General features: G+C 65.0%; 17 protein-coding genes and 1 pseudogene. 4 read left to right on the forward strand and 14 right to left on the reverse strand.

Annotated elements, in window-relative coordinates; genetic code table 11:
* Window positions 1-9: 9 nt before the first annotated feature.
* A pseudogene (locus AQ610_RS19810) lies at window positions 10-531 on the forward strand (porin); the annotation flags it as partial.
* A 43-nt stretch (window positions 532-574) separates the two neighbouring features.
* On the opposite strand, the gene AQ610_RS19815 reads toward AQ610_RS19810, so the two are convergent.
* The 10 genes from AQ610_RS19815 to AQ610_RS19860 all read right to left on the reverse strand — a co-directional run bounded on the left by AQ610_RS19815 (window position 575) and on the right by AQ610_RS19860 (window position 12,059).
* Window positions 575-1,843, reverse strand: a complete 1,269-nt coding sequence (locus AQ610_RS19815; RefSeq protein WP_006028419.1) for an MFS transporter — start codon at window positions 1,841-1,843, stop codon at window positions 575-577.
* Window positions 1,844-1,899: 56 nt separating this feature from the next.
* Window positions 1,900-2,766: an alpha/beta fold hydrolase gene (locus AQ610_RS19820; protein WP_006028420.1), complete on the reverse strand. Its 867-nt coding sequence runs from the start codon at window positions 2,764-2,766 to the stop codon at window positions 1,900-1,902.
* 225 nt (window positions 2,767-2,991) lie between these two features.
* On the reverse strand, window positions 2,992-4,476 hold the full coding sequence (locus tag AQ610_RS19825; protein ID WP_009914096.1) for a catalase: 1,485 nt from the start codon (window positions 4,474-4,476) through the stop codon (window positions 2,992-2,994).
* A gap of 94 nt (window positions 4,477-4,570) precedes the next feature.
* The gene (locus AQ610_RS19830) at window positions 4,571-5,965 is read right to left on the reverse strand and encodes a pyridoxal phosphate-dependent decarboxylase family protein (RefSeq protein ID WP_006028422.1); all 1,395 of its coding nucleotides are present in this window, start codon (window positions 5,963-5,965) and stop codon (window positions 4,571-4,573) included.
* Between the two features lie 67 nt (window positions 5,966-6,032).
* Window positions 6,033-6,932 carry an iron-containing redox enzyme family protein gene (locus AQ610_RS19835; protein WP_006028423.1) on the reverse strand — a complete coding sequence of 300 codons (900 nt, stop codon included), beginning with the start codon at window positions 6,930-6,932 and terminating at the stop codon, window positions 6,033-6,035.
* Window positions 6,933-6,978: 46 nt separating this feature from the next.
* Entirely contained in the window at window positions 6,979-8,223 is a 1,245-nt protein-coding gene (locus AQ610_RS19840; protein WP_006028424.1) for an ATP-grasp domain-containing protein, read from the reverse strand.
* A gap of 14 nt (window positions 8,224-8,237) precedes the next feature.
* A complete protein-coding gene (locus AQ610_RS19845; protein WP_009914098.1) occupies window positions 8,238-9,581 on the reverse strand; it encodes an ATP-grasp domain-containing protein in 1,344 nt (447 codons plus the stop codon).
* A 3-nt stretch (window positions 9,582-9,584) separates the two neighbouring features.
* A complete protein-coding gene (locus AQ610_RS19850; RefSeq protein WP_043282964.1) occupies window positions 9,585-10,928 on the reverse strand; it encodes an ATP-grasp domain-containing protein in 1,344 nt (447 codons plus the stop codon).
* Between the two features lie 17 nt (window positions 10,929-10,945).
* Window positions 10,946-11,698, reverse strand: coding sequence for a heme oxygenase-like domain-containing protein (locus AQ610_RS19855; RefSeq protein ID WP_043282966.1), 753 nt, complete (start codon window positions 11,696-11,698; stop codon window positions 10,946-10,948).
* A gap of 61 nt (window positions 11,699-11,759) precedes the next feature.
* Window positions 11,760-12,059, reverse strand: coding sequence for a 2Fe-2S iron-sulfur cluster-binding protein (locus tag AQ610_RS19860; RefSeq protein ID WP_006028428.1), 300 nt, complete (start codon window positions 12,057-12,059; stop codon window positions 11,760-11,762).
* Between the two features lie 508 nt (window positions 12,060-12,567).
* Here AQ610_RS19860 and AQ610_RS19865 point away from each other — a divergent pair.
* Window positions 12,568-13,026, forward strand: coding sequence for a winged helix-turn-helix transcriptional regulator (locus tag AQ610_RS19865; protein ID WP_009914101.1), 459 nt, complete (start codon window positions 12,568-12,570; stop codon window positions 13,024-13,026).
* Between the two features lie 134 nt (window positions 13,027-13,160).
* Here the strand turns inward: AQ610_RS19865 and AQ610_RS19870 are convergent, their stop codons facing one another.
* The 3 genes from AQ610_RS19870 to AQ610_RS19880 all read right to left on the reverse strand — a co-directional run bounded on the left by AQ610_RS19870 (window position 13,161) and on the right by AQ610_RS19880 (window position 15,576).
* Window positions 13,161-13,901 carry an SDR family NAD(P)-dependent oxidoreductase gene (locus tag AQ610_RS19870; RefSeq protein ID WP_043282967.1) on the reverse strand — a complete coding sequence of 247 codons (741 nt, stop codon included), beginning with the start codon at window positions 13,899-13,901 and terminating at the stop codon, window positions 13,161-13,163.
* 85 nt (window positions 13,902-13,986) lie between these two features.
* Window positions 13,987-14,592 (reverse strand): glutathione S-transferase family protein, encoded by a 606-nt coding sequence (locus tag AQ610_RS19875; protein ID WP_009914102.1) that lies wholly within the window; start codon window positions 14,590-14,592, stop codon window positions 13,987-13,989.
* Window positions 14,593-15,078: 486 nt separating this feature from the next.
* A complete protein-coding gene (locus AQ610_RS19880) occupies window positions 15,079-15,576 on the reverse strand; it encodes a winged helix-turn-helix transcriptional regulator (RefSeq protein WP_006028432.1) in 498 nt (165 codons plus the stop codon).
* A 143-nt stretch (window positions 15,577-15,719) separates the two neighbouring features.
* On the opposite strand from AQ610_RS19880, the gene AQ610_RS19885 reads away from it, so the two are divergent.
* Both AQ610_RS19885 and AQ610_RS19890 read left to right on the forward strand, forming a co-directional pair.
* Window positions 15,720-15,884, forward strand: a complete 165-nt coding sequence (locus AQ610_RS19885) for a hypothetical protein (RefSeq protein WP_198405063.1) — start codon at window positions 15,720-15,722, stop codon at window positions 15,882-15,884.
* Between the two features lie 98 nt (window positions 15,885-15,982).
* Window positions 15,983-16,444 (forward strand): SRPBCC domain-containing protein, encoded by a 462-nt coding sequence (locus tag AQ610_RS19890; RefSeq protein ID WP_043283033.1) that lies wholly within the window; start codon window positions 15,983-15,985, stop codon window positions 16,442-16,444.
* A gap of 62 nt (window positions 16,445-16,506) precedes the next feature.
* Here AQ610_RS19890 and AQ610_RS19895 read toward each other — a convergent pair whose 3' ends face one another.
* The gene (locus AQ610_RS19895; protein WP_009914105.1) at window positions 16,507-17,028 is read right to left on the reverse strand and encodes a hypothetical protein; all 522 of its coding nucleotides are present in this window, start codon (window positions 17,026-17,028) and stop codon (window positions 16,507-16,509) included.
* Between the last annotated feature and the right edge of the window lie 6 nt (window positions 17,029-17,034).

Raw genomic sequence — 17,034 nt, forward strand, 5'->3', positions numbered from 1 at the left:
AAGGCGCTTCTGATCGGGATGACGGTCGGTCCGCAAACGCACAGCCGATGGGGCCTGCGCGGCAGCGAAGATCTGGGCGGCGGCCTGTCGGCGATCTTCCGCCTCGAGAACGGCTTCGAACTCGGCGACGGGAAACTGCACGTGCAGAACACGCTGTTCAGCCGCCAAGCGTATGTCGGCCTGTCGAGCAACCGGTATGGCTCGCTGACCTTCGGCAACCAATACGCGCCGCTGTACGACACCCTGGGCGACATCTTCGATCCGATGACCGTCGGCGACTACTGGCAGGATAGCTGGATGTACAACGGCATCGGCAACTTCCTGACCGTGCGGAACTCGGTGAAGTACACGTTCTCGTATAACGGCCTCGGCATCGACGCGATCTACGGCTTCGGCAATCACGCCGGCGCAATGGGGCTCGACAGCACGTATGGCGTGGCACTGACTTATGCGCAAGGGCCCGCGTCGGTCGACGCGGGCTTCCAGCAGACCTCGGTATCGTCGTTGAACGGCAGTGCGGTGAACGGCGCGAGTTCTAAGCGCCGGATTGGACGGCCGCGCCGGCCGTCGCGAATCATCCGGCTTCCGGCCGCGTTTCCGGCGTCAGATGCCGGGTCGCCGCCCAGAAGACGAGTGCCGCCGCGCTGATGAGCGCGCCCGCGGTGCACACGCCCAGCCATCCGTATCGCGCGTAGACGAGCGTCGAGCCGATGGAGCCGCTCGCGCAGCCGATCGAATAGCAGATCATGTAGCCGGCGGTCAGGCGGCTGCGCGCGTCCGGCCGAACCCGGTAGATCAGGCTCTGATTTGCGACGTGTACGGATTGCAGCGCGAAGTCGATCGTCACCACGCCGACGACGAGTGCCCACAGTGAACGGTCGAGCAGCGCAACGGGAAGCCACGAAACGAGCATCAGCAGCAGCGCGTAGCCCGTCGTGCGCTGCGCGAAACCTCGATCCGCCAGTCGACCCGCGCGGGCGGCGCCCAATGCGCCGACGGCGCCCGCCAGTCCGAACAGGCCGACTTGCGTATGCGACAGCGAAAACGGCGGCGCGCTGAGCGGCAGCACCATCGGCGTCCAGAGCACCGTGATCGCCGAGAACACGAGCAGCGCGATCGTCGCGCGCACGCGCAGCACGGGCTCTTCGACGAACAGCGTGAACACCGAGCCGATCAGGCGCGGGTAGGGCACGTGCGAGCGGGCCTCGTGCCGGTCCGGCAGCGCGCGGTACAGCAACGCGGCGATCGCGAGCGTCGCGGCGGCCGACACGAAATAGACGGACCGCCAGCCGAACAGGTCGGACAGCGTGCCCGACACCGTTCGCGCGAGCAGGATGCCGATGATGATGCCGCTCGTCACCACGCCGACGATTTGCCCTTGCTCGCTCGGGCGCGCGAGAAACGCGGCGTACGCGACGAGCACCTGCGTGACGACGGCGAGCAGGCCGACGGCGGCCATGCCGATCAACAGGATGGCGCTCGTCGGCGCCACGCCGACCGCGACCAGCGCGAGGACCGACAGCAGCGACTGTCCGACGATCAGCCGCCTTCGATTGAGCAGATCGCCGAGCGGCACGATGAGCAGCAGGCCGAAACCGTAGCCGATCTGCGTGACGGTGACGACGAGGCCGATGGTCGCGGGGCTGATGCCGAACTCGTGCGCCATCGTGTCGAGCAGCGGCTGAGAGTAATAGACGTTGGCGACCGCGAGGCCGCAGGCGAGTGCGAACAGCAGCGCGACGGCGCGGGAGAGCGTGGGCGCGTCGAAGGTCGTCTGGCTCGCGGCGTAGCCGGCGTCGAACTCGCCGGGGGAAGCGCGTAGGGTATCGGTGTCGGGGGGCATCGGTGGCTCCGTTCGAAAAAGGGGGCGTGCAAGCGCGATGCGCGCGCGCATCGGCTTCATGCGGATACGGCGTTTTCCGCAAACCGCTTGATGTGCGCGGCGATTTCCGCGGATTGATCTTCGAGCGCGAAGTGGCCGGTTTCCAGCAGATGGAAGTCGAGCTGCTTCAGATGCCGACGATACGGATGGGCGCCGCTTTCCGGGAACACCACGTCGTGCTTGCCCCATACGATGAGCGTCGGCGGCTGATGGGCCTCGAAGTACGCATGCCATTCCGGATAGCGATCGAGATTGGTCCGGTAGTCGTACAGCAGCGCGAGCATGATCTCCTTGTTGCCCGGCCGCGCGAGCAGCGCGCGCTGCAGCACCCAGTTGTCCGGATTCACGCGCTCGACGTCGGCGACGCCGTGGGTGTAGTTCCATTCGAGCGCCTCGTCGGAGATCGCCGCGTTGCGGATCTTGTCGAAGTTCTCGGGCGAAGGATCGTTCCAGAGCGCGCGCGCGGGCGCCCAGAAATCGTCGTGCAGCCCTTCCTCATACGCATTCGCGTTCTGAATGACGAGAAACGTGACTTTGTCCGGATGCCGGCTTGCGAGACGGAAGCCCACGGGGCCGCCGAAATCCTGCAGATACAGCCCGTAGCGCTCGATGCCGAGCTGAGCCGTGAATGCGTCGATCACGTCGGCGAGGCGGTCGAACGTGTACGTGAACGCCCCGACGGACGGCGCGTCGCTGTATCCGAAGCCAGGATAGTCCGGGGCGATCAGATGAAAGCGGTCCTTCAACTGTTCGATGAGATCGCGGTACATGAACGAAGAGGCGGGGAAACCGTGCAGGAGCAGAAGCGTCGGATTCTTTCTGTCGCCTGCTTCGCGGTAGAAGATCTTGATGCCGTCGACGATCTGGGTGCGGTAGTACGTCACGAACTTCTCCTATGAACGAATGGCATGCCGGAAGACACGCATGGTTTTAAATTGAAACTACGTGCTTTGTAGCATGTATGGTTTTTATGTGCAACCATAAGGGCATGAGGGAATCTCGGCGTCGAAGCCTCGGAGTTGTCGAAGGCGGCGTGAGAAAGAGGGGGCGGCGAGTGACGCGGCGCGCCGAGGCGCGAGGCCGCCGCGTTTACGCCGACATGGCGGCGCTCAGTCTTCGAGATGCGCGGCTTCGGCCTTCACGCGGGCCGCGTCGTCGCCGAGCGCCTGGGCGACAGACGTGCCGTAGGCCGGATCGGCTCGATAGAGAAAGCTCAGGATCGTATAGCGATTGCGCTCGTTCGTGACCTGGCGCAAGTCGCCTGACAGATTCCTGACGAGATGGGCCTTGTCCGTATCGGACAGCGATCGATAGAAGTCGCCCGCCTGCTGGAAGTCCTGTCGCTTGCGGATCGGTTCTTGCTGCGTCGTTCCCGTCAGCGGCAATTGGCTGTAGCGATACTGCGGATCGGCATGCACGTCGCTGAAGTGACTCGGCTCGTAATTGACTTCTCCGCTGCGCGCGCCGTAATCGCCGGCGCCGTTCTGGTTGTAATTGACGACCGGCGCGATCGGCCGGTTGACCGGAAACTGCGAATGATTCGCGCCGAGCCGATAGAGTTGCGTGTCCGAATACGCGAAGATGCGCCCTTGCAGCAGCCGGTCCTCCGACGGCTCGATGCCGGGCACGAGGTTCGCGGGCGACAGCGCGACCTGTTCCGTCGCCTCGAAGAAATTGTCGGGAACGCGGTCCAGCGTGAGTGTGCCGATCTTCTGTTCGGGCACGTCGGGCCAGATCTTCGTCGCGTCGAGCGGATCGAAATAGAAGCGGTTCAGCTCGCTGGGCTGCAGCACCTGGATGTACAGATCCCATTGGGGGAACTCGCCCGCGGCAATCGCCCGGTACAGATCGTTGGTCAGATTGTTGAAATCCTTGCCCTGGATGTCGGCCGCTTGATCGATGTCGAGCGTCGCGACGCCTTGCAGGCTCTTCCAGCGAAACTTGACGTAAGCATAGCGTCCCTGCGCATCGACGAACTTGTATGCGTGCACGCTGTAGCCGTCCATTTTCCGGTAGCTCGCCGGAATGCCGAGATCCGTGTACAGGCGGGTCAGGATGTGCGTCACCTCGGGAACGTGCGACAGGAAGTCGAATATGCGTTCGGGATCCTGAACGTTGCGAACGGGCGACGGCTTGAAGCTGTGAACGATGTCCGGAAACTTGATCGCGTCGCGAATGAAGAACACCGGCAGATTCAGCCCCACCAGATCCCAGTTCCCCTCGTCCGTGTAGAACTTGGTCGCGAAACCGCGAGGATCGCGCAGCGTTTCGGGCGAGCCGGCCGGATGGATCACCGTGGAGAAGCGCACGAACGCCGGCGTGCGCTTGCCGGGAGCAAACACGGCGGCGCGCGTCAGGTGCGAGATGTCGGCCGTCGCGACGAAATGGCCGTGGACGCCGGTGCCGCGCGCATGCACGACGCGCTCCGGAATCCGTTCGCGATTGAAGCGCTGCAGCTTCTGAACGAGCTGCACGTCCTGCAGCGTATCGGGTCCGGTCGGTCCGGCCGTCTGCGAGTTTCGGTTGTCGCCGACTGGCGCGGCATTGTCGCGGGTCAGCACGGTTTGCCCGGCGCTCAGGGGTTCATTCGACATGTTCGATTCCTTTTGTAAGACGTGTGTGGTGGGGGGTACGGTTGCCCGGCCGAACGGTCACGACGGCCGTTCGGCCGCTCGGGGCGGGAAATGGTCAGTGCAGCGCGTTCAGCGCGTCGCGTAACGACGAAGCGATGCGTTCGATGTCGTCGTCGACGGTGCGCCAGTTCGTGAAGGCGACGCGCAAGCCCCACGTGCCGTCGTAGACGGTGCTCGTGACGAACACATCGCCGAGATCCCGTATTGCGCGCACGTACGCGTTCACGCGCGCCTCGTCGGGCCGCTCGGCCAGCGTGAAGCACACGACGTTGACGCGCGTTGGCGCGAGGAGCCGCAGGCCCGGCGTCTGCGCGAGCCGTTCGCCGAGCGCCTGAGCGAGCCGGATGTTGCGCGCGACGATTTCCGCATGCCCCGCGCGCCCGTAAGCGGCGAGCGCGAACCATGTCGCCAGCGCGCGCAGCCGGCGCGAGTTCTCCGGCGTCAGATGGACGAAGTCGGGGTTGTCGGTCGGCACGCCGAGATAAGCCGAGCTGTTCTGGAATATGCGTACCTGCAGGTCGCGGCGCCGGGTGAACTGGACGGCCGCGTCGTACGGCACGTTGAGCCACTTGTGCAGATCGATGCAGATCGAATCGGCGGCATCGAGCCCGTCGACGAGCGCGGCATACTCAGGCACGAGCGCGACGAATGCGCCGAACGCGGCGTCGACGTGCAGCCAGAACGGATAACGCGCCTTCAGCGCGTGGATTGCGCGCAGGTCGTCGAAATCGACGGTGTTGACCGTGCCCGCGCTGGCGACGACGATCGCCGGCTCGCCGTTCAGCGCGGCGAGCGCGGCTTCGAGCGCGGCGACGTCGACCGATTCGCGCCCGGGTTGCGTCGCGATCTTCCGTACCGCGCGGCGCCCGATGCCGAGCACCGACAGCGCCTTGTAGATGCTCGAATGGGGCACGGCCGACAGCACGCGCACGTCGCCGAGCGCGGCGAGCCCTTGTTCGGAGACGTTGACGCGCTTGCGCTCGCCGAGCCATTCGCGGCCCAGTGCGAGGCCGACGAGATTCGACATCGTTGCGCCCGTCACGAAAACGCCTTGCTGCGCGTCGCTCAACCCGAAGAGCTCGCGCAACTGGCCGACAGTCTCGCGCTCCAGATCCGGCGCGGCGCTGTCGATGCCGGCGGTCGGATTCTGGTCGTAGACGCTCGTGAGCCAATCGCCCGCGAGCGACGCGGGCGTTGCTCCGCCCGTGACGAAGCCGAGATAGCGCGGCCCCGGGCTGCCCGAGAAGCCGGGCACCCAGCGTTTCGCGAACTCCGCGAGCGCGCCGTCGAGCCCGATGCCGTCGTCGCGCAGCGGCTGCGGATTGGCGGGGGGCGGCGCGAGCGCGGCGGGACGCGTGTCGAGCGCGGCGAGCGCCGACGTCGCGTGGCGCAGCGTGCGTTCGAGATGTGAATCGATGTCGGCGAGATCGGAGGCGAGAGTTGGATGCATGATGAAGTCGAAGGTTGGAATGGCGTCGTCGTTGGTGACGGGACGAACCGGTTGCGCGTCGGAACGCTCAGTGCAGGCGGCGATCCATCACGTCGCGTGCGCCCGCGTAATACTCCTGCTCGATCTGGAAGCGGACCAGGCAGCCTTCGCAGAGATCGCGAATGACGCGCGGGCTCTTGCGGGCGAGTGGCAGCAGCACCCGCGAGACCAACTGCTTGCCGTGGTTCGCGTCGACGGGCACGTGCAGATCGTGGTAGTAGCGAAACTCTTTCGGCACGTTGTGGCGGTGCATGCCTTTCAGCATCCGCGTGAAGCGGTACGGGACCGTTTGCTCGAGCAGCGTCAGCGCGCCGAGCAGGCGCCCGACGTGCTGGCGGCGCAGCGCATACATCAGCAGCAGATTGCCGTTCTTGAGCGCCGCGACGGGGATGTCCCGGTCGAGATCGAGCGCGCCGAGCTGCGCCTTGAAGAACGGCGCGGCGCGCGTGAACACGCGCGTGTGCATCTCGTCGAGATCGCCGAGACCCATCTCGTCCCAGTAGTTCTCGGCGAGCGCGAGTTTCATGTCGCCGTCCATGCCGAGCTGCGAGAGCGCGATGATGTCGTCGAAGCGGCCGTCCACCTGCGCTTCGAGGCTGACGAACAGCGATAGCTGCGGCAGCGACGCCTGTTCGGCGAGAAAATCGAAGAACGGCGCGACCGCCTTGCGATGCGCGTTGCGCAGCTCGACGTACCATTCCTCGAACTGCTCCGCGTCGGCCGGCACGTCGCCGAGTTCGATTCGGGATGCTTCATAGTTGCTCCATGCCGTTTCGAGCCCCAGGATGCGGGCGTAGTCTTCCGGCAGCGGAACCGTTTCGGGCGCGCTCGGCGGCGCGAGCTCCCTCAGATAGAACGAATTGAGCGCCTGCTGGCCGGCGAGCGTGTTGCAATCGAGCGTGTCAGGGATGATCTGTTGTGTGGTCACGATGAATTCCTGATGGTTGAGATGGAGGCGGGCCTTCGCGATCCGGCTACGCGGCGCGCGCCAGTTGCTCGGCGTTGCGGGCGGCGGCGAAGAGCGCGTCGATCCAGTCCCGCGTGCCCTGCCAGTCCGGTTTGGCGACGATGCCAGCGAGCGGTGCCTCATGGGCCGAGTACGTGATCCGGCGAGGCAGCGGCGTGCCGGGCGCGAGCTCCGCCCAGCGAACGAGCGAAGGATCGTCGCGAAACGCGTCGATTCCGGCGATGCCGCGATGCGTGTCGGCCTCGCGCTTGTGACCCGGGAAGACGAACCACCCGTGCCAGTGCGGATGGGTTTGCGTCGGCGGCAGCGGGCGCGACGGCCGGCCGTCCAGCATCACACGCAGCTCCTCCGACGGCAGGTGGACGCCCGTTGCATGCTCGAATGTCGCGACGACGTCCGCGCCGCCGACGCGATTGCCGACTTCGAGGAAGACCGTCTCCGCGCGATTTTCGATCGCCTCCAGATGGAAGCTGCCTTGGCGGATGCCGACGGCGGCGAGCGTGGCGCGCACCCACGCGGCCGCGTCGTCCGACACCGGGAAGTGGTATGAGCCGAGCGGCTCGCCCTGCGCGAAGCCGAGGCAGGTGCCGATGTAGCGGCTCGCGGTCAGCGTCAGCACGTCGCCGTTCGCGACGAGGCCGTCGAAGTGCACGATCGCGCCTTCGACGAATTCTTCGAGCTCGTAGGCGTCGATCGCCTGGACTTCGCCGTCGAGCCGCGCGACGCCCGAGCGGCGGTCCGCGATCGCCTGGGCGATATCGGCGGGCGAATCGAAGATGACGACGTCCTCGCTCGACGCGCCGCTGATCGGCTTGAGCACGGTGCGGCCGCGCCACGGCAACGCGGCGGGCGCGCGCAGGAGCTCGGCGACCGAAGCGAAGCGCGGCACGCGCAGGCCGGCGCGCCGTACCGCCTCCTTCATTTCGACCTTGTCTCGCACGAGCGTGACGTCGCCGACGGTCGCGCCCGGCACGCCGAGCCATTCGCGCAGGCGCGCCGCATCGAGCAGGTCGTATTCGGACATCGCGATGATCCGGTCGAAGCGACGGTCTTCGCGCTGCAGCCACGCGCGCGCTTCGTCGAACGTGCCGGCGTGGCCGGGGCGCTCCACGACTTCGTGGCGCAGGCCGGGCGGCAGCGTGTCGAGCAGCGCGCGCGTGCCGAAGTACGTGACGAAGTGGGCGTCATGATCGATGCCGCGCGCATATTCGATGCGCGGATAGGGCACGCGATGCAGGATGAGCAGATTCATGGTTCGGGCTCCGTTCAGGCCGCGAGAGCGGCGCCGCGCCGCGCTGCCGCTTCGCCGGCGCCGATCGGCGCCCGCGCGAGTTTCGCGAGCCACGCATCGCGCACGGCGGCGACGAGCGCGCGCATGTCGGCCGCATCGTCGTCGGTCGCGAAGCATGCCTGCGCGACGAAGTCCGCGTTGTCGCGCGGCACGGCCGGGATGGCGCGCGACCGTTCGGAAAGCCAATCGAACGCCAGCCGCCGCAGCGCTCCCGTGTTGGTTTTGCGCGCCGCGCTGTCGAGCGCCTGCTCGAACCATGCGATGCCGGTTTCGATGTCGGGCGGCGTGAAGACGCGGTCGGCCGGCGCGCCGAGCATCACGGTCGCCGCTTGCCGGCCGGACGTCGCCAGGCTCGGCTCGCGCGGCACGCCGAACGCGGCGTCGACCCAAAGCGCGTAGAAGTCGACGCCGTAGACTTCCGCGGCGATCGTCCATATCTTCATGCCGGCCGGGCGGCGGTTCGGTTCGACGACGGCGGCGAGCCGGCCGTCGTCGTCGAGCTTGATCTCGTTGTGGAACGGGCCGTCGCGTTGCCCGACCAGCACGTTCGCGAGCCGTCCGGTCCGCGTGAGCGTGCGGCGCTCGGCGGGCGTGAGCGCGGCGGGCAATATCTGCGCGATTTCGACCGGATAGCGGCCTTCGGCGCTGATCTTCTCCGTGATGAATTCCGTTGCGCCCACGCCGTCGAACGAGAATTCCCGGGCGAACGGAATCAGGGTCTCGCAAATCGCGCCGCGAGAAAGATAGGGCGCGACGGCCGCGAACGCGGCATCCAGATCGTCACCCGGCTTGACCACCACGACGCCGCGATTGTTGCCTTCGCACGACGGCTTGACGACGAAGCCCTCCGGATGCGATGCGGCGAATTCGCGCAGATCGGCGACGTCTTTCACATCGGCGCTGTCAGGAACGAACAGATGCTGGGCTTCGAGCAGTTCGCGCGCGCGGGCCTCGGCGACGCGATAGGCGCGCTTGCTGAACGCACTCGCGGCGAGCGGCGCGGAATCGACCGGCAGGCCGAGCCGCTCGAGCAGCGCGGCGCCGCTTTGCACCGCGTTGTCGGAGAACACCATGCCGGCCCGCAGCCGCGCGCGCCACGGCGCCAGGCGTTGCAGCGCGGTGTCGACGAAATCTTCGGCGAGCGGGTCGAGATCGAGCACGTAGTCACAGATCCGCGCGTCGCGTTCGGTCGGCTGCGCGCGGATCAGCAGCGTTTGCGCGCCGTGGCGCAGGCGTGCGTAAGCGGCGATGTGCTCGACGTCGGATATCCGCGAGAGGTTGTAATCGACGATCAGCAGCAACGACGATTGGGCATTCACGATTTATGCCTCCAATGCGATGGATGATGAGTGGTAGTGCACATCGATCGCGTTGGCCGACTCGGCAAGGAGCGTGGGCAGCTCGGCTTTCTGCGCATCCCGCGTCATGTGCCACAGCAGTTGGCCGAGAAACACTTCCCTTGACGCTTGCTCGACGACGTCGCCTGCCTTCAGCAGAATGTGCGTGAGCGCGGGCGGCCGGCTGAGCGGCCGGATTTCGATGCGGTCGATGTGGCCGGGTGCGGCGAAATACACCCGGAAAAACGTCGCGTTCGCCGTGGGGGGCGTGCCGTTCGCTGTATAGGCGAGGCGCGCGAGCGTGTCGCGGAACGATGGATGCGCGCGTTCCTTCGTCTGCGCGAGCAGCAGATCGAGCCATAGTTCGAGCAGGTTCGCCTCTTCGTTCAGCGCGCCGACGCTCGGTGAAATCAGGCTGCCGCCGATCCGCGGATTGATCTCGATGAGATCCCACCGGTCGCCGTCGAAGCGGGCTTCGACGTGAAAGCAACCCCAGTCGAGCGAGAAGTGGGCGAGCACGGCGCGCAGCCAGTCGATTCCCGCGGCGATGCCGGCCGCGGAAATCGAGACGGGCGGACTCGTGCAACTGTCTTCGAGTACGGTGCCGTTCGCCTCGGTCAACTGGCATTTCTCGTGGATCGCCACGACGAACGTTTCGCCGTTCACGGTCAGCGCCTCGAAGCTGAACTCGATGCCGGCGACGTAATCCTCGGCGATGAACGCGATGTCGTCGCCGAGCGCGGATGCATAGACCGTGTCGTCGCGCGCGCGCGTCGCGATGTCGGCGAGCGTCGACCACGTCGTATCGGCGGTCAGCCGGAACGCGCCGTAGGACGCGATGCCGCGTGCGGGCTTCACGAAGTACGCCCGTCCGTCGCGTTTCAGCACGTCGAGCGATTCGGGTGTCAGCAGGCGCGCGCCGCTGCGGGACAGTTCCGCCCGTTGCAGTGCGTTGCGCACGAAATGCTTGTCGCGCAGCGCAGCGATGCGTTTGGCCGGCACGTCGCTCACGTCGAGGCTCGCGTTCGCGAGCGCCATGAGAGCGCGATAGCCTTCCCACACGCTGACGCATGCGATGACGGCGGCATTCGATTCGCGCAGGGCGGCGATGGCATGCAGGACGTCGTTTTCCGCGAGCACGTGCGAATCGGCCGACAGCACCGCTTCCGCCTTGTCCCGCAACGCCTGCAGACGCGCGTCGCCGTGTTCCGGCAGGGGCTTGGAGCTCAGGACGTACGCTTGCAGTCCGCGTGCGTGGATTGCGGCGATCAGATCCTCCGCGAACGAGAAGCCGCAGTGGCTCAAGATCAGGACACCTGTGGATGCCATCGCCTGTCCTCCCGTCGTCAGGCGGCCGCTTTCAGCGGCGCCTGGATCTTGTCTTCGTAAAGCTCCTTGAAGTACAGCGCGAGCACGGACTGATGCTCACCCAAGTAGCGCTTGAACGCATCGATGTCGTCATCGCTGCGCAGCAGGTGGCGGATCGCCTGCCACACTTCGCCCGGATGGTCGTCGTTGATGTCGGTGTGCGAGTGCGCGACCTGGCCGGTAATGTTGGTTTCGCCGACGGATTCCTTCAGCGCCTTGATCTTGCGCGGCTCGAGCTTCACGTTCACGTATTCGACGAGGTACGAATAGGCGACCACGCCGAGCGGACCTTCGTGGTCGAGCAGGTACGAGAAGTAGCCCGTCAGCAGCTTCGTCGACAGATACGGCTCGGTCGCGAGAAACTGATCGCGGCTCACGCCCGCTCGCGCGAGATCCTGAATGAACAGCTCGTCGTGCAACATCTCTTCGCGCTCGTAGTTCGCCCAGATCTGCGCGGCTTCCGGGCTTTGCTTCGCGATTTCCGCCAGCGCCTTCGATTCGGACACGCGCAGCAAGCGGATTCTCCATGCGGTCTCGATCAAATGGCGCTTGTAGTATTCGGAATCGACCTTCTTGCCTTCCAGATGCGCGGCATACGGAACCGTTTCATACCAGTTCTCGATTTGCGTATCGATGAGCGCGTCGATTTGCTTGCGCAATTCGTCAGAATCATGGGAGCTCAAGAAAGGAACCCGATTTCCGAGTCCGGTATTTTTTACGCGGTTAACCATGATGATTTCCTTGTTTGGTTGAGGAAAATACGAGGTGAATTCGGTGCGGCGATTCGCGGTATCAGGTGTGAGGCGCTGCGACGCGAATCGCGACCGCTCCGTTGACGCGACATTGACACGCCAATCTGAATGCGTCGCCCGCATAGCCCAAGGTGTCGAGAAAGGCGCTTTCGCCCGTCGAGCGCTTGCCGAGCTGATCGCGCCCTTCCAGAACCTCTATGACGCACGCGCCGCATGCGCCCGCACGGCAGCCGAACGGGATCGACTCCTGCCCGTGCAGCTCGAACTCCAGCTCGGTCAGCGAGCTTCCGGACGGCAGTTGAACCTCGATGTTTTGCGGAAGAAGTTTGACGGTAGGCATGATCGAACTTTGACGCGATGTGAGGTCAGGTTAATTTGAATGCCTGAATTCAAAATATGAAGACAATGAAATTTCAGATTGATGAGGCTGGTGATCCGATCGAATAAAAATGGAGATCGAAATAAGGACTGAATCAGAAAATTCTTATTGGTTATGGTTGATTGCGTCTGTGAGACCGGATTATTTTTCTTAAAGTTGCAGATTGCAACTTATATTTTGAGAATAATTTATGAGCGAATATTGGTTGCCGGTTTGTTTGGGGGTTCTCGCACAAAGGCGCGTTTGCGCTGGGAATTGGGCGGGCTGATTCGCCCAATGAGGCGCCTCGTTCGGTTGCCCGGCGAGTCGACGTCACGCCGGCCAGTCGCGCGTATGGACAAGCGGATTTGGAAGCATTAATTTGATCGTGAAAGTCCGGGTAATGTGACGAATTCGGACCGGCCGATGCATCGGCGCGCATGCCGAGCACCTTCCGGGAAAGGCTCGATACCGAACAAGGGAGATTCCAATGATCAAGCGAAACTGCGTGGAAATTCAGGCGATTTGCCCCGTCGCGCGCGCGGTGGACGTGATAGGCGATCGCTGGTCGCTATTGATCGTTCGCGCGGTGCTCGAAGGCGTCCGGCGGTTCGGTGCATTGCAACGTCATCTCGGCATTGCAAGCAACATCCTGAATGACCGGTTGCGGACGTTGATGGCAAAAGGCGTGCTGGAGGCGAAGCAGGCGTCGGACGGGTCGGCTCATCTCGAGTACGCGCCGACGAAGCTCGGTGAAGGGCTGTTTCCGGTCATCGTCACGCTGCATCAGTGGGCGGAGACTTATTTGTATGCGGAAGGCGAGCGCTACGCGATGCTGATCGAACGAGGCAGCGAGCGGCCGATTCGCCGGCTGGAGTTGCTGCGGCACGATGGCGGCCCGCTGAGTGCGACGAACACGGTCGTCTATTTGCCCGCCGCCGGCGATTGAACGCGCGGTTGCGGCGATGCGGCTTCTTCCGGGCGTGATCGCGCAATGCAGCGGCGCGCGCCTCGCGAGCGGCCGTTCTCGTGGCAACGCGTGTGCGTTCCGTATGGAAACAGACCCTGGTCGAGGGCCCGCGTTCACCACTTCTCTGCGAACGGGCGAATCACGTGATCGAACGACCAGGTCGACGGGTGTTGATGCGCGATGTGAAAGACCTCGTCGGCAATCGCGTCGGGGTGCGCGAAGTACTCGTCGCGCGCGAATGGCCAGCCTTTCGGCGGTTCGACCCACGCCGGCCGCGTGCGGCCGTCTTCACCGAGCCAGGGCGCGTCGATCGCCGCGTCGATGATCACATAACCGACATGCACGCGTTGCGGGCCGAGTTCGCGCGCGAGCGCTTCGGCGAGAATCCGCTGCGCGGCCTTGGTGGGCGCGAACAGCGCATAGTTCGGCTTGCCGCGCAGCGAAGCCGTGTTGCCCGTCACGATGATCGCGCCGCCTCCCGCTTCGATCATGCCCGGCGCGCACGCGCGGGCAAGATGCAGCAGCGCCGTCGTGTTCACGCGAAAGTTGCGCTCGAGCCGTGCGGGGTCCGCTTCGAGGAACGTCGCGAACGTTTCGGACACGGCGTTATGAACGACGACCGACGGCCGGCCGAACTCGTTGCGCACGGCTTCGACTGTCGTTGCAAGTGCGTCGAGATCGCCGACGTCGCAGACGAATGCGCGACTGCCTTCGATCGTGCGCTCGAAGTCGAGCAGGCGTTCGCGGTTGCGCGCGAGCATCGCGACCCGGTAGCCGTCGCGGGCGAACCGGCGGGCGATCGACGAGCCGGTCGCGCTGCCCACTCCGGTGATCAAGCAGATTCGGTCAGTCATGGTGTGGTGTCCTGTCGAAATGCGGCGATATGGCGGCGATCGCTTTTGCGCGGCGTCGACGTTTTTTCATTTCGATCGTGGCGTTCTACGGGCGAGTGCGGGCGAATGCGGGATGGTCCGCGACGGATGCGGCGACGGCGGAGAGCGCACGCGCATGCGAGCCCAAATCGAGATCCGGATGGGTTGCCTGCGCATAGTCGTACGCGACAACGGCGGTGATCGTCGCCAGATTCAGCGCGGTCGAGCGGATCGGGCCGCCCGAACGAACGACTTCGTCGAGCGCGGTGAAGCCGTTGAGCGTTTGCGTGCGATAGCGGTCGATCAGATCGGCCTGCGTACCGTTGTCCGCCCGGTGCTCTTCCGCGTAGCGCGCGGTGGTTTTCTCGTAAATCGTCGTCGCGATTGCCGCGAGTTGAAGCATCGCTTGACGCGGCGCGCCGAAGCGCGGGGCGAGTGCGCGCTCGGGGCCGACTCGCTCGTCGAGAAAGTCGAGAATCGCGCCGCTGTCGATCAGGCGGGTGCCGTCGTCGAGTTCGAGCACCGGCACTTTGCCGACCGGATTCAGCAAGTCGGCTCGCGCGGCCTCGGTATAGCCGTTCAACGGATCGTGCTCGAAACCGATGTCGAGAACGTTGAGCGCAACGCCGACACGACGTGCGAACGGCGAGAAGTAGGTGCCGATCAATTTCATGGCGATGATATTGAGGAATGCATCGATTTGACGAAGGCAAGACGCGAACGCCCGGCCGCATCGGCTCGGATTGCCTGATTCAGGTGCGCAGCCTTGCTTGTGGCGGCGGCGAGCCCGGTCGGCTGTGCGTCGCGCCGTAGGCGCATGTCGTTCCACGTTGCGATTGCATCGTATGTTCCTTTTTCCCGAACCGATGAGGCCGACAATGCCGCTTTATAGCATTCGTGGTTTCATATTGCAACCTACTGGGCGATTGACCGCGAGCCGCCCAAAAAAGAGCGCATGGAGGATTCGTGTGCGAGCGCGCGGCGCGGTGTTTTCGTGCGGCAGGGCAGCCGCGCTCGGCGTTCGGCCGAATGCGGCCCGCTGAGGCGGGCGACGGGAGCGGGATGAAGCGACGCCAATTTGCCGGCGTTGCGAGATCGTGAGCGCCGCTTCGGCGGAGCGGGCGCAGGCGGTTACGGCCGCCAAGTCGCGAGTTTCGGCTTAACGGGAACCCGTCGTTTTCGACTTGGTTGCCGCGCGAGTTGCCGCGCGAGGTTTGACGACACGCACGACGGTGTCCTCAGGCTGCAACAGGTTGCCGTCCTGAGCGTACACTTCGACGCGCTTGACCGGCCGGCCCGTTTGCCGATCGACGAGGCGCACGCGCGCGGCACTTCCGGGGAAGCAATAGTCTTCACCCCATTGCCTCAGCGCGACGAGCAAGGGAAACAGCGCGCGCCCCTTTTCGGTCAGCTCGTATTCATGATGGACGCTGCCGTCCGACGCCGGCACGGTGATGAAGATGCCGTGCTCGACGAGGCTGCGCAGCCGGGCCGCGAGGATGTTCTTCGCGAGCCCGAGGCTTTCCTGAAACTCGCCGAACCGCCGCAGGCCGTCGAATGCGTCGCGCACGATCAGTAACGACCAGTTGTCGCCGATCGCGTCGAGCGGACGCGCGACGCCGCAGCCGCTTTCCTTGTGACTAGTTCGCTTGCCCATTTGATTCCCAAAAAGCAGACGGCCGCGCACGTCGAGTCCGTGATGGCGCGGGATCGGTCGTTGCGCCCCCGGTGATGGGCGGACGCAGGATTGTTGCAAAATCGCATTGGCATTCCAGCATGCCATGGTTGCATTATAAAACGATGCCGGCATGGATCTGCCGTTTCCGGGGCCGGCCTTTGCCGGCGCTCGTGGATGTGGCAGTCATCGAGTTGGACCAGGCGCCGGACGGATATGCGGAATTCGATGCTGGCGTGCCGAAGAAATTCGTGATCGATCCGCACGGGAGCCTGGCGGCAGCCGCATGACCGGATCGGTCCGATCGTGTTGCCGAGCGCGGACGGGGCGGCTCATGATCGAATCCGATCCGGCCGTACAGGCCGGCGCAAAAGGATGGAGCAGAACCATGACCCGTTTGACAGGCCGCCGCGACACGGCGGCAAGGCTGATCAAGGCGTCGCGCCAAACGATCTATGATGCGTTCGTGAGGCGCGACGCCGTGTCGGCATGGTTGCCGCCGCAGGGCGCGACCGCGCAGGTCCAGGCTTTCGAGCCGTGGACGGGCGGGCGATTTCAGATGACGCTTGCCTTCGCTACGGCTTCCGGCAAATCGACCGCGAATACTGACGTCGTGGCGGGTCGATTTGTCGACCTCGTGCCGCAGGAACGTATCGTTCAGGCTTTCGAGTTCGCCGCCGCCGATCCGGCCTTTGCCGCAACGATGACGATGACATGGAATCTGAGGGCGGCGGAAGGCGGCACGATCGTTACCGTGACGGCCGAGAACGTTCCGCCCGGCATCGATCGAGCGGATCATGAAACCGGCATGAACTCATCGCTGGCCAATCTCGCGGCGTATGTCGAATGAACGCGGGCGCAGCCGTGCATTCGTCGCCCTGACAGCACGGACGCTCGATCGGATTGCGGCGCTTACTGTTCGCACCGCACGTCGCGCTTCAGCACCGAGATGATCGCCGGATACGTGCCGTGATCGAGGTCGATGCGCGCGACGACGTCCAGCATCGTGTCGTCGCCATCGTCGTATACGCTGACGCGCTCGCGGCGCAGATACGCGAGGCCGGCGCAGCCGGATGCGCGGCCGTCTTCGGACACGCGGCAGTCGAGCGGATGGTCCGCGAGATAGCGGTAGCGATCGCGCTCGCGCGCGGCGAGATATTCGCGCAGGTTCGGCGCGGCGCCGCCGACGCCCGTGACGATCGCGATTGCACATGCCGGGGCGGCCGCGGGCGTGTCGTCGACTGTCTGCGCATGCGCGGCCGCGCAGATGGCCGCGGCCAGCGCGGTGAGGATCGAGATTCGAAGGAAGGGCATGGTGCGGGACGCTGTCGTCGGAACGAATGTCGGATTGTAGTGCGATTCCGGATGAGGGCGCGCCGCGCCGATGCCGGTGCCAATGCCGCCCCCCGGCAGCAACGCGTTCGTCGCGCGCACGTTGAC

It is taken from the genome of Burkholderia humptydooensis (genome assembly GCF_001513745.1).
GTDB classification, from domain to species: Bacteria; Pseudomonadota; Gammaproteobacteria; order Burkholderiales; family Burkholderiaceae; genus Burkholderia; species Burkholderia humptydooensis.

Coding starts and splice junctions, on each gene's coding strand:
- AQ610_RS19815 (WP_006028419.1), bottom strand. CDS start 1,843: ATGCCCCCCGACACCGATACCCTACGCGCTTCCCCCGGCGAGTTCGAC.
- AQ610_RS19825 (WP_009914096.1), bottom strand. CDS start 4,476: ATGTCGAATGAACCCCTGAGCGCCGGGCAAACCGTGCTGACCCGCGAC.
- AQ610_RS19830 (WP_006028422.1), bottom strand. CDS start 5,965: ATGCATCCAACTCTCGCCTCCGATCTCGCCGACATCGATTCACATCTC.
- AQ610_RS19840 (WP_006028424.1), bottom strand. CDS start 8,223: ATGAATCTGCTCATCCTGCATCGCGTGCCCTATCCGCGCATCGAATAT.
- AQ610_RS19850 (WP_043282964.1), bottom strand. CDS start 10,928: ATGGCATCCACAGGTGTCCTGATCTTGAGCCACTGCGGCTTCTCGTTC.
- AQ610_RS19855 (WP_043282966.1), bottom strand. CDS start 11,698: ATGGTTAACCGCGTAAAAAATACCGGACTCGGAAATCGGGTTCCTTTC.
- AQ610_RS19860 (WP_006028428.1), bottom strand. CDS start 12,059: ATGCCTACCGTCAAACTTCTTCCGCAAAACATCGAGGTTCAACTGCCG.
- AQ610_RS19865 (WP_009914101.1), top strand. CDS start 12,568: ATGATCAAGCGAAACTGCGTGGAAATTCAGGCGATTTGCCCCGTCGCG.
- AQ610_RS19870 (WP_043282967.1), bottom strand. CDS start 13,901: ATGACTGACCGAATCTGCTTGATCACCGGAGTGGGCAGCGCGACCGGC.
- AQ610_RS19875 (WP_009914102.1), bottom strand. CDS start 14,592: ATGAAATTGATCGGCACCTACTTCTCGCCGTTCGCACGTCGTGTCGGC.
- AQ610_RS19880 (WP_006028432.1), bottom strand. CDS start 15,576: ATGGGCAAGCGAACTAGTCACAAGGAAAGCGGCTGCGGCGTCGCGCGT.
- AQ610_RS19885 (WP_198405063.1), top strand. CDS start 15,720: ATGCCGGCATGGATCTGCCGTTTCCGGGGCCGGCCTTTGCCGGCGCTC.
- AQ610_RS19890 (WP_043283033.1), top strand. CDS start 15,983: ATGACCCGTTTGACAGGCCGCCGCGACACGGCGGCAAGGCTGATCAAG.